13 protein-coding genes and 1 other RNA gene are annotated in these 12430 nt (G+C 28.3%); 13 read left to right on the top strand and 1 reads right to left on the bottom strand.

Annotation, left to right across the window (positions count from 1 at the left end; all coding sequences use genetic code 11):
- Window positions 1-73 precede the first annotated feature (73 nt).
- Window positions 74-1141, bottom strand: coding sequence for a CotS family spore coat protein (locus ACVHXK_RS18010; protein ID WP_461207795.1), 1068 nt, complete (start codon window positions 1139-1141; stop codon window positions 74-76).
- Window positions 1142-1274: 133 nt separating this feature from the next.
- Here ACVHXK_RS18010 and ACVHXK_RS18005 point away from each other — a divergent pair, with 133 nt between their 5' ends.
- The 13 genes from ACVHXK_RS18005 to ACVHXK_RS17945 all read left to right on the top strand — a co-directional run bounded on the left by ACVHXK_RS18005 (window position 1275) and on the right by ACVHXK_RS17945 (window position 12231).
- Window positions 1275-2306 (top strand): deoxyguanosinetriphosphate triphosphohydrolase, encoded by a 1032-nt coding sequence (locus ACVHXK_RS18005; protein WP_461207794.1) that lies wholly within the window; start codon window positions 1275-1277, stop codon window positions 2304-2306.
- A gap of 262 nt (window positions 2307-2568) precedes the next feature.
- Entirely contained in the window at window positions 2569-4362 is a 1794-nt protein-coding gene (gene dnaG / locus ACVHXK_RS18000; RefSeq protein ID WP_461207793.1) for a DNA primase, read from the top strand.
- Between the two features lie 4 nt (window positions 4363-4366).
- Window positions 4367-5524 carry an RNA polymerase sigma factor RpoD gene (gene rpoD, locus ACVHXK_RS17995; protein WP_461207792.1) on the top strand — a complete coding sequence of 386 codons (1158 nt, stop codon included), beginning with the start codon at window positions 4367-4369 and terminating at the stop codon, window positions 5522-5524.
- 76 nt (window positions 5525-5600) lie between these two features.
- Window positions 5601-6497 (top strand): PH domain-containing protein, encoded by an 897-nt coding sequence (locus tag ACVHXK_RS17990; RefSeq protein ID WP_461207791.1) that lies wholly within the window; start codon window positions 5601-5603, stop codon window positions 6495-6497.
- On the top strand, window positions 6494-7183 hold the full coding sequence (locus tag ACVHXK_RS17985) for a tRNA (adenine(22)-N(1))-methyltransferase (RefSeq protein WP_461207790.1): 690 nt from the start codon (window positions 6494-6496) through the stop codon (window positions 7181-7183). The genes ACVHXK_RS17990 and ACVHXK_RS17985 overlap by 4 nt, the downstream gene beginning before the upstream one ends.
- Window positions 7174-7989 carry a Nif3-like dinuclear metal center hexameric protein gene (locus tag ACVHXK_RS17980; RefSeq protein ID WP_461207789.1) on the top strand — a complete coding sequence of 272 codons (816 nt, stop codon included), beginning with the start codon at window positions 7174-7176 and terminating at the stop codon, window positions 7987-7989. The genes ACVHXK_RS17985 and ACVHXK_RS17980 overlap by 10 nt, the downstream gene beginning before the upstream one ends.
- A gap of 71 nt (window positions 7990-8060) precedes the next feature.
- Window positions 8061-8777: a zinc ribbon domain-containing protein gene (locus tag ACVHXK_RS17975; RefSeq protein WP_461207788.1), complete on the top strand. Its 717-nt coding sequence runs from the start codon at window positions 8061-8063 to the stop codon at window positions 8775-8777.
- A 39-nt stretch (window positions 8778-8816) separates the two neighbouring features.
- An RNA gene (gene rnpB / locus ACVHXK_RS17970) (RNase P RNA component class A) lies at window positions 8817-9159 on the top strand.
- Window positions 9160-9774: 615 nt separating this feature from the next.
- Window positions 9775-10167, top strand: a complete 393-nt coding sequence (locus ACVHXK_RS17965) for a hypothetical protein (RefSeq protein ID WP_461207787.1) — start codon at window positions 9775-9777, stop codon at window positions 10165-10167.
- Window positions 10168-10277: 110 nt separating this feature from the next.
- Window positions 10278-10562: a GIY-YIG nuclease family protein gene (locus ACVHXK_RS17960; protein ID WP_461207786.1), complete on the top strand. Its 285-nt coding sequence runs from the start codon at window positions 10278-10280 to the stop codon at window positions 10560-10562.
- Window positions 10563-10634: 72 nt separating this feature from the next.
- Complete coding sequence (locus tag ACVHXK_RS17955; RefSeq protein WP_461207785.1) at window positions 10635-10832, top strand: hypothetical protein; 198 nt, start codon at window positions 10635-10637, stop codon at window positions 10830-10832.
- 172 nt (window positions 10833-11004) lie between these two features.
- Entirely contained in the window at window positions 11005-11166 is a 162-nt protein-coding gene (locus ACVHXK_RS17950) for a YvrJ family protein (protein WP_461206409.1), read from the top strand.
- A 369-nt stretch (window positions 11167-11535) separates the two neighbouring features.
- The gene (locus tag ACVHXK_RS17945; protein WP_461207784.1) at window positions 11536-12231 is read left to right on the top strand and encodes a peptidoglycan recognition protein family protein; all 696 of its coding nucleotides are present in this window, start codon (window positions 11536-11538) and stop codon (window positions 12229-12231) included.
- Window positions 12232-12430 lie beyond the last annotated feature (199 nt).

Here is a 12430-nt window from a genome sequence, read left to right as displayed (position 1 = left end):
AAATTTTAGTATGTTACGAAAGAAAAATATAATAAAAAAGGGGTATCTCAGAATTTATTCTGAGACAGCCCCTTTAAATATTCAAGGTTGTTTGAAATCTTTTTTCTATATAATTCCTCATATCGTTTATAAAGTTGATGTGATCATCAATGGTAGATATAGACTTATTAATTATAGTAATAAAAGCTTTCTTGTTACAATATCTTATATTTCTATAATAATCTCTTGAAATTTTCCAATACTTTTGTGGAAAAGCAAGATAACCTAATAGATATTTAAATTCGTCAAGAGATAGTTCTCTTATCGTTTCGTATTCAATAATAGTTTCTTTAAATGATTTAAAATTCCAATTAGTTCCTTCTCTTTTTAAATATCTTCTATAAAAATAGGAGAGGTCATGTACAGAAAAATCCATTCTACATTTATCAAAATCAATAACCCAAATATCATTATAATTATCAAATATAATATTCTTATTTACATAATCCATATGGCATAGAGAAGTATTTAAATTATTTTCATTAACGGAAGATAATGATAAACATGATTTTTTAGCTAAACTTATTGCTTGACTAAAATACTCTAGATATAATTTTGAAAAAGAATCTTTATATTTAAAAGCTAATTTAGAATTTAAAATTAATCTATCAAAATGTGTATTTACTGAAGCATATAAATTATTATAGCCTACTCTATTTGAACTACCTTCAATAGGATAAAAAGATGAACTTGCATTATGTAATAAGCCTAGGTTTAAACAAGCTTTTTTTACATTATCAATATTGTCATATTCACATTTCTCTCCTTCAATCCAAGGTGTTAAAATAAATAGCATATCATTGTAGGTAGCAAATTTATTTTTATTTTTTGATGGTAGAATTCTAGGTACATGAATATCGTATCTATAAAGCCATTCGATTGCAGAGTATACGAAAAGTAAGTCTTTTTTATCAAAATATACTTTTTTAAGACAATAAGTATTGTCTTTATGAATTACCTTATAAACGGCCCTTTGTTTGTCAGTGTTTTTGAATTTTACTTTAAAAATTTCAGATTTTTCTAAATTAAAATGAGGGAGTACATTATTTCTAATATTCTCCTCAGCAAAAATATCGTTAATAGGATGTTGATCGTTATCCATAGTAACCCCCCTTTAAACTCCTTAATATAATCATATTAATAGGTGGTTTATAATATACATCTATTCCATAAAGGATTTTATTATTTTTTATAGAAATAATATAGGTATAGTAATCTATTTGAGGAGGAAGTTAATGAAATCTGTCAGAGATAATATGGAAGAGAATGAAAGAAAAACATTATGTAAATATGCATCTTTTGCATGTGAATCTAAAGGTAGAGAAGTAGAAGAAGAAAAAGATGAAATCAGGACTGATTTTATGCTTGACAGAGATAGAATTATACATAGTAAATCGTTTAGAAGATTAAAACATAAAACTCAAGTGTATATTAAAACTTGGGGTGACCATTATCGAACAAGACTTACTCATACATTGGAAGTTTCACAGATAGGAAAGACTATAGGTAAAGGAATTGGATTAAATGAAGATTTAATTGAGGCCATTGCACTTGGACATGATATTGGGCATGTACCCTTTGCACACAATGGAGAAGAAGTTTTAAATACATTAATGCCAGGAGGCTTTAAACATAATATTAATAGTGTAAGAGTTTTAACTAAGATAGAGAAAAATGGAAGAGGACTTAATCTTACAAAAGAGGTGCTTGATGGGATAGAGCATCATAGTGGATTTTCTCACAATAACACAAAAGCCTTTACGTTAGAAGGGCAAGTAGTTAGATACAGTGATAAAATAGCCTATGTTAATCATGATATTGATGATTCGATAAGAGCTGGATTGCTGAAACAAGAGGATTTACCAAAAGAGTTAATGTTTATTTTAGGAAATACTCATGGAGAAAGAATAAATACACTAGTAAAAGATTGTATATATAATACGATATCTAATTTTGAAAAAAATATAATTGAAGTTTCTCTTAGTGAAGAGATAAATTGTGCACTTGTAGAATTAAGATCATTTATGTTTAAAAAAATATATAAAGGCCATATTTTAAAGGAAGAAAGATTAAAAGCTAAATTTGTTTTAGAAAGAGTATTTGAATATTTTATAAAGCATCCTGAAAAAATGCCGATCTTTTATCAAAATATAGTTCAAAAAGAAGGATTATATGTGGGTGTTACTGATTATATATCGGGAATGAGTGATGACTACTGTCTTCACCTTTTCAATGAATGTTATGTTCCTAAATTAGTTATATACTAAGAAAAGAATAAAATTACAAAATAAAGGAAAGATATATTAGGAAGTATATTAAAATAAAAAAAATAAAGGAAATTTTATTGTTTTAAAGAATATATATATATACAAGTAAGTATAAAAAATTTCAAAATTTTTAAAGGATATTTAATTAATTTGTCGAATAATCTTAAGAGTCGGCAAAAATTAAGGTAAAGTATATTTTTAAAAACATAATTATATGGTCTGATAATAAAAATATAAAAAAATTGTAGGTGAGAAAACTTTTTTGTTTAGTGAAGAAATTATTCAAAGAGTAAAAGATGAAAATGATATAGTTGATGTGATTTCGGAAAAAGTAAGATTAAAGAAATCAGGTGCAAATTATTTTGGGTTATGCCCTTTTCATAATGAAAAATCACCTTCTTTTAGTGTTTCAAAAGATAAGCAAATATTTAAATGTTTTGGATGCGGTGAAGCTGGAAATGTAATTTCATTTGTAATGAAGATATATAGTCTGAATTTTCAAGAAGCGATTAAGTTTTTAGCTGAAAGAGCAAAGATAGATGTGCTGCCACACAATGAGAAAAATGATATAAGAATGAAAGAAATTGACAATATTTATAAAATTAACGTTGATGCAGCTAAATATTATTTTTCGAACCTAAGAAAAAACAAGCAGGCACTTCATTATTTAAGTAAAAGAGGTTTGTCTCCAAAAGTAATAAATAAATATGGTATAGGATATGCTTTGGCCGGATGGAATAATTTACATAAACATTTAAAAACTAAAGGATATTCTGACCTTGATATGGTGAAAGCGGGATTACTTTCTAAAGGTAAAAATGATTCTCTTTATGACCGATTTAGAAATAGAATTATATATCCAGTATTTGATTATAAGGGAAAAGTCATAGGCTTTGGCGGAAGAGTTTTAGATGATTCTAAACCTAAGTACCTTAATTCTCCCGAGACAATCGCCTTTAAAAAAGGGACTAATTTGTATGGATTAAACTTTGCATTAAAAGATAGAGACAATAGTAACAAATCAGTAATAATGGTAGAAGGATATATGGATTGTATTTCATTGAGTCAGCATGGAATTACAAATGTTGTTGCTTCACTTGGTACTGCATTAACGCAAAACCAAGCAAAATTATTAAAAAGATATTATGAAAAAGTTATTATTTCTTTTGATGCTGATTTGGCAGGTCAAAATGCTGCGATGAGAGGGCTCTCTATATTAGGAAAAGAAAGTTTTGATATCCGTGTGCTTGATATTCCAGATGGGAAAGATCCCGATGAGTTTATTGGAAATCATGGTAAAGAAGAATTTATTGATTTAATTACCCATGCATTACCTCTGGTTGAATATAAAATAAAAAAATTAGCAAGAGATGTAGATTTGAAAGATAATAATAGCATTATAAAATATATAAATAAAGTAGCAGAGATAATTTTGCCTTTGAATCCAGTTGAACAGAATATATATATTAAGAGAATTTCTGAAGAAATTGAAGTTAGGGAAGAAGCAATTTATGAATTAATTAAAGGAAAACGAAGCATAACTAATAAAAATCGAGAAAATACGAATAATTCTATTGATTTTGGACGAAAATTACATGTAGAACCTACTTGTATTAAAGTAGAGAGACAATTACTTAAGTTTTTAATTGACAATTTAAATTATGCTACATCAATTTATGGACTTTTAAGTGATAATGATTTAATACTAGAAAGTCATAAAAAGATATATAATCTTATTTGTAATAATTCTAATAAAGATAGAAAAGAACTGTTAAAGCATATTGAAGCTAATTGTATAATTGAGGATGAAATAAAAGAATGGGCACTTATACAAGAATGTAATTTGATTATAGCTGAAGATGATTATAATAATGTCTTAAAAGACTATATATATGAAATTAAAAAATTTAAAATAGAGGAGTCAAAGAAAATTATTATGAATCAAATTAAAAAACTTGAAAAAGAAGGTTTGTTTGATGAATCCTTAGAATTAGTTAAACAACTTGAGGAAATACAGAAAAGAATTACTCAACTAGATAAGAATGAAAGGAGGTAAATGAATGGCTGTTGATAATAAGAAAAATGTGTCAAAACAAGATGACTCTTTGAATGAAGTGATTGAATTTTCAAAAGAAAATAAAATGAAGATCGTAAAAAATCTTATGAATAAAGCTAATAAAAGTGGGTCTTTAACTTACAAAGAAATTATGGATGAACTTGATACTGTTGATTTATCCCCAAAGCAAATTGAAGCTATTTATGAAGTCTTAGACTCTATGAACATCGAAGTTATTGGAGATGCTAAAGATTTAGAAGATGATAATGACAATGATGATGATGATGAAAAAGGAAAAGAAAAGACTATTGATTTATCTGTGCCAGCTGGTATTTCGATAGATGACCCTGTTAGAATGTATTTAAAAGAAATTGGTAAAGTGCCTTTGTTAACATCGCAAGAGGAAGTTGACCTTGCAATGAGAATAGAAGAAGGAGACGAACTTGCTAGAAAGAAACTTGCCGAAGCTAATTTACGACTAGTTGTAAGTATTGCTAAACGATATGTTGGTAGAGGAATGTTATTTTTAGATTTAATTCAAGAGGGAAACTTAGGACTTATTAAAGCTGTTGAAAAATTTGATTATAGAAAAGGATATAAATTTAGTACTTATGCTACATGGTGGATTAGGCAAGCTATAACTAGGGCAATTGCTGACCAGGCTAGAACTATAAGAATCCCAGTTCATATGGTCGAGACTATTAATAAATTAATAAGAGTGTCAAGGCAGTTATTACAAGAATTGGGAAGGGAACCTTTGCCAGAGGAAATTGCTAAGGAAATGGAAATGTCAGTTGAAAAAGTAAGAGAAATTACGAAGATAGCTCAAGAACCGGTTTCATTAGAAACGCCTATAGGAGAAGAAGAAGATAGTCATCTAGGGGATTTTATACCCGATGATGAATCCCCAGCACCGGCTGAGGCGGCAGCATTTACTATGCTGAAAGAACAATTAATTAATGTATTAGATACTTTAACTCCAAGAGAAGAGAAAGTATTAAGATTAAGATTTGGGTTGGATGATGGTAGAGCTAGGACATTAGAGGAAGTAGGAAAGGAATTTAATGTTACTAGAGAAAGAATAAGACAAATAGAAGCAAAAGCCTTAAGAAAATTAAGACATCCAAGTAGAAGCAAAAAGTTAAAAGACTATTTGAATTAGAATATAATATAATTAATAAGAGCGAAGATTAACTTTGCTCTTTTTTTATGCTATAATACTTCTATGGGGTGAAATTATGTCGACTTATAAGTGTTATAAATTACATGGAGTTTTACATATATTAGGTTATCTTGTTTTAACTAATATTATTTTTTCCTTTTTTACTAAATACATAAATATATATGAAATAGTTTGGCTAGCTAATATATTTCAAATAGTATATAATCTTTATTTGATATATAGTTTACTATTATTAATTTCATTAAAAATAGTAATAAAAAACGATTTGATTATAATAGAGGGTATTTTTTCAATTAGAAAAATAAAAATACCTATTGAGGATGTTCAAGCTTATTTTGTTGATGATAGACCAATAAATGGTGTTAGGCTTTATGGAATTGGGAGTAAAAAATTTGCACTTGGAAGAATGGTTATAGAAGAAATTGGGACAACAAGGATGTTTACAACCTGTCATAAGATTATTTATTTAAAAACCAAAGATATTAATTTTGCAATATCTCCTATGGAAATTGGAAAAATTGAGGAGGTATTAAAAAAACAAAATGTACGAAATGAAAAATGGGAATATATAAATAATGACACTACAAATTTCCATGATAAAAAGGAAATCACATTATTGGTAGCTCTTATTGGTATTATAATTGTAATATTTACTTTTACACCATTAATTTTAGATTTTTTAAAGTTATTACCATCAGAAATGCCTCTTTCCATAAATAGTAAACTTGAAGTCATTGCATTTGGAACAGGTGAAAAATTTGCTTTTAAGCAATTGATATATGGGATAATAAATATGGGTATATTATTATGTATGTATTTTGCAGCATATAGTCATGTTAAATATGATGAAAAGACTGCTTATATGTATTTATATGCATCGCTAATTATTTCCTTTACCTTTTTCATACTGCAATTTATTATTTTGTTAAATTTTGTAGGAGATAAAATATGAATTTAAGTAAAAGACTTAAAGCAATAGCTAGAAATATTAATGAGTGTGAAGTCGTTGCAGATATAGGTACTGACCATGCTTATTTGCCAATATATTTGATTGAAAATAAAATTTGTAATAAGGCTATTGCAGCGGACATTAATAAGGGCCCAGTTTTAAGAGCTCGGAATAATATAAAATCAAATAAAGTAGAAGGTAAGATAGAATGTAGATTAGGTTCTGGACTGCAAGTATTAGAAATTGGCGAAGTAGACGTAGCAGTAATTGCAGGAATGGGAGGGAATCTTATTCGTGATATAATTGAAGAAGAAAAAGATATTTTTACAGATTTTAAATATGCGATAGTCCAACCAGTGCAAAATCCAGATGTTTTAAGAAAATATTTTTACGAAAAAGGGTTTACCATTATAGATGAAGATTTGTGTTATGATGAAGGCAAATACTATGAGATTATTAAGGTTAAATATGATAACAACCCAACTAAGAAGAAGGAAATAAATTATATATTTAGTGAAAAGCTTATTGAGAAAAATCATCCTTTAATTAAAGAGTATATTATTTTTAAAATAAATTCTTGGAAAAAGATTTTGCAATATATAAAGGACGATGGACAATTAGCAAATGATAAAAAAGACAAATTATCAAAATTAATATTTGAAGGGGAGGAACTGTTGAAATGTCTTTAAAAATAAAAGATTTAGATAATATTATGCAAGAGTTTGCTCCGAATATTTACAAAGAAGATTATGATAATGTAGGCCTGATGGTAGGAGATAATGGTCAGCAAATTAATAATATTCTTATAGCTCTGGATTGTACTATGAATGTTATTGATGAGGCAATAGCTAAAAGTTGCAATACTATAGTTACTCATCACCCTCTTTTATTTGTTAAACCCCAAAATATAACAATGAATTCAGTAAAGGGAAGTAAAATAATCAAGCTTATAAAAAATAATATTAACTTATATTCGAGTCATACAAATCTTGATTCAACACATAATGGATTGAATGATTTGTTAATGAGTATTTTAGGATTAGAAAACACTCAAATAATGGAGTATTCAAAAGTAAAGTTGGCCCACGAGAAAAAGGTAGGAATAGGAAGAGTGGCTGTATTAGACACACCTATAATATTTGAGAAACTAATTTTGAAAGTTAAAGAGGATTTAGAGATTAATACATTGAGGTATACAGGAGATGAAAATAAAGAAATAAATAAAATTGCGGTTATAAATGGTAGTGGTCAGGATTATTTTCAGTTGGCAAAAGATATGGGAGCAGATTGTATAATTACTGGAGATACTACTTATCACTTTGTTTCTGATTTTATGGAAGAGGGTATGTGTATTATTGATGCAGGACATTTTAGTACTGAATGGACAGCAATGCAATTATTTGCAGGTAAACTTAAAAATAGAATAAATGAAAAAGGGTTTAACAATAGCGTATTGATTTCAGAAAATAGTGTAGATCCTTATAAATATAAATAGAGAGGTATATATCTTTCTATTTTTTTTGTTAAGCAAATTTAATTGAAATAAAAACGAATGGAGGAAAGTTTATGAAAAGAGAGTTTATTAAGTTAATAGAATTAGATCAGAATTATTTAATTATAAAAAAAGGTGAAGATAATTTAAAAATGCAAGGTGAAGAAATAAAGAAGTTAAAAAATTTAAAGAAACGATATGATGATTTATTGCAGACATTATATGATGGTAAATTAGTTGATAAAGAATATACTGCTAAATATGAGAGTATCTCAAAAATAATTGAAGAATTAGAGGAAAATTTAAAAAACCAAGAATTTATTTTGATGAATGAGTGTGGAAGTGACCTGAAAAAAATCAATAATGTTCAGTATAAAGTTGATAAATTGAAAATTCAAATTGAAGAACATTTATCTTCGATGGATGATTATTTAGAAAAAGAGAAAGATGTAAGTATAAAAGTTAAATTTATTGAAGAGGATTTGACAAAGCTTAAGACTGAATTTTATGAATTGAAAAAAGAGGTTTTAATGATCCAAAGTAAAGATAAAAAAGCAATAAAAAAGGCTAATACTAAAATAGAGAAATTGTTAAATGAAATTCCAGAAGACATAATTCAAAAATACAAAAAAGTTAAAAATGGTCACAAAATACCTATTGCTTTTGTAAATAATGATATTTGCAGTGGATGTAAAGTTGCAATAGCCTACGTTACTAAGACTAGGTTAGCAAAAGGTGAAGAAATTGTGAGATGTGATAATTGTGGCAGGATAATATTTCCACAAGAATAAAGTTGATTTTATGCTGTTAATGTGATACTATTATTCTTGCGAGTAAGCCAGATAGTCGCTGCTGCATTATGTGCAGGAGAGGAAAGTCCGAGCTCCAAAGGGCAGGGTGCTGGGTAACTCCCAGTGAAGGTGACTTTAAGGATAGTGCAACAGAGATATACCGCCATCTTAGGATGGTAAGGGTGGAAAGGTGAGGTAAGAGCTCACCAGCGCATTGGTGACTTTGCGGCTATGTAAACCCCACTTGGAGCAAGATCAAATAGGAAGACGCATGGGGCGGCCCGTCCTGTCTTCGGGTAAGATCGCTTGAGTTTATTGGCAACAATAGGCCTAGATAGATGGCTATTTAACACAGAACTCGGCTTATAGACTTACTCGTCATTTACTGAAAGTATTGAAAACACTAGGTTTAGGCTTAGTGTTTTTTTTATTTGCCATACTCAGGATGAATATATTTTCCGTTTTCCCACGTCATTATTAAATCATATTTTATATCATTAAAATTATTTTCTTCATAAAACTGCCTATATTTTAATTTGTTTTCCTTTTATTCTTTGTGTAGGTTTTTAAGAATAGGTATTATAATTAATCTGATAATGTATTGAGCGAGAAACAAGAAATATTAGACCACAAGGTGTATATGAATTATTTGATGAACTTATTTCTAATGGGAGCTGCGTATCTTATCGTAAAAGTAGAATTTATTATGTTGCTTATTTGCTTGCTAGAAGGAATATTTCTTTTGATATTGAGAGGGGATAGGATATAGAGATCATTGGTATGTATAATATATATATTAGTATTTAATGATGATATATTCTTTCCATCAGTCCAGCAATGAAAAGAAACTATATTCTCTAACAAAAGATGATTATGTTGATAATATTAACCATATTGTTTATAATTTAGGTAAATTGATTTTGTAGTTTATGTCGTAGTAGTAAAATATGACGAAGAAAACTATACAAATTGAATTTAGTGAGGTGAATAATCAGAAATGAAAAGAATATGGGTTAGTTTGATTATGATATTAGTATTATTATTTTCTACAGGATGTAATTCCAACAATATTCCAAGCACTGTAAAGGACGGAACTTATGTTTTGGAGCAAACAGAAACTGATACAGGTATATTACCGAGAATTACCATTTCTAGTGAGGATATTTCGTTCACATATGATTTTCTTAGTAGTTATTTGTCAATTGGAACTTATAAAATAGAGGGTAATATACTAACGATGACAACAAATGATGAAAAGTACAAGTATGTATTTTTAATAGATAGTGATAAACTTATTTTTCAGAAAGATGAATCATCAGAAGTAAATCTTACGGATGATAGACTTAGAATTAAGTTAACAGATAATGCGATATTTAAACTTGAAAAATAAACAAATTCCAATTTTCAAATTTATTTAATACGAATTATTCTTATATTGTGACTTAACAGTAAGAAAGGTAGGAACATTATCATTGTTGAATTTGGAGGTATAAATTAAATATGAAGATTATTTACAAAATTACTTATCCAAATGGTAAAATTTATATTGGTAAAGATTTAACTGACAGTATTAATTATTTTGGTAGTGCAAACAGCAAATTAATTGAGAAGGACTTTACAAGAGAAGAAAGAAAATGTTTTACAATTCAAAAAGAAATTTTATGGGAATCAGAAACAGCTACAGATAAAGAAGTTAATCGTAAAGAAGTAGAGTATATACGGTGCTATAGTTCAAATAATCCTAATATAGGGTACAATCAATGGCCTAAATTTAAGTTTATTTAATATATATATTAGGCAAATAGTCTTAATTAGTAAGTTATTGTAATGATTTTTGAAAACTAAGGGGGAAGATTAATGGATATAGGAGAATTAATAGGAACAGGATTGTTCTATTTAATTTTGATTTTAATCGTATTGGGTATGTTTTATTTGATTATAAAATTGGAGGTTAAATATGCTATAGTTGAATGCTTACCTAAAATAAAGTTATCCGTTAAAGATATTATTAGTCAAAATAATATCAGCTATGGAATGGATAAGAAAAACAAGTAAATTAATACTTTTTTATAGAATTTTATTAAGTAGTATCAATGGACTTCACTACAACGAGGTTCTTTTTTATTACCCTAAAACCTAAAAATATTCAGTAAACTATCCTCCAATTACATATATATAAGTGAATAGCAGTTGCTGCAATATTTGCAGTACCAGAGGAGGTGATCCTATGTATCAAGATTTTGCTAACTTGATTTCAACAGTGGGATTCCCAATCGGAGTAAGTATCTTTTTACTTGTTCGCTTTGAGAAGAAGATTGAGGAGTTAACTCAGGTTCTTACAGAGCTAAAAGTAGTAGTTACTGCTGTTATTGAGGATAAAGAACGGTAAGAAATCTACCATTAAGGTGAGATTTTCTTACCGTTCTTTTTTATATCCTAAAAAAATAAAATTATTTTGGGAAACTCTGAATAACTACATATATATAAGTGAAAGAAGATTTAAGAGAAATGGACAATTATGGATGATTTTCTTCCATTAAGTCAGGAAATCTCTAATTATATAGAAGATTCACAGATGAAAGAAGAAAATCATCCATTATTAAAATATGTATTCAAGGCATTAATGCTTTAGATTTTTAGATTCTAATGGTTTAATTGCAAACTGCAAATTGAATATTGCAAATTATCTTTGGAAAAGAAGGGTTTTAATTGCAAATTGAACACTGCAAATTGCACATTATATTTAAAAAAAGAGGGGGTGATAGATTTGAATATTATAGATACACATCTAAAGTTTAACGGTAATTTTAGTAGAGGAAACAAGCCTAAATTCATGGTGTTACATCATGCAGATATTAGCCGCTGCTCTATCCAGGATATTCACTCTTGGCATCAAGCAAAAGGATGGGCAGGATGTGGTTATCATTATTTCATTACAAAGGGCGGAGATATTTACAGAGGCAGAACTGATGATATGATTGGCTCCCACTGTAAGGGACATAATACTAATTCAATTGGTATTTGTTGTGAAGGTGACTATGTGGAAGAGACTATGCCTGATAAGCAACAAGAAGCTTTATGTGAGCTATGTTGCAGCTTGATGGATAAATACAACATAAAGACTATATATGGACATAAGGAGCTAAGAGCTACTAGTTGCCCAGGGAATAAATTTCCTTTAGATATTATCAAAAACAAGGTAACTTTAAAAAAAACTTCAGGAGGGTCCAAGCCATACTGTGGCTACCTATTAAGAATAAATTCAAATCATTACGATGAGAATGTAAGGTTGGTGCAAAAAAGGCTTGTTGAGTTTGGCTATGATATAGGAATATGCGGAGTAGATGGCTATTTTGGTGATGATACTTATCTTGCGGTACTCCACTATCAACAAGACCATGGGCTTAAGGTTGATGGGATTGTTGGACCGGAGACTTGGAAAATTCTATTTTAAAAACCAATGTGTAATTTGCAATTGGTAATTTGCAATTGAGGATGATTTTGCTACGCAAAATCTTTGATTAATTAAACAAATATTTTAAAATATGTATTAGGTTTTTATTGTTTAATGGTTTTATCTTTTAATCTTTTAATCTTTTAATTGCAAATTGAACATTGCAAATTGCAAATTATCCTTTAAATGAAGGGAGGTG

This window comes from Clostridium sp. DL1XJH146 (genome assembly GCF_054819755.1).
This window is presented reverse-complemented; position numbering and strand designations above follow the sequence as displayed.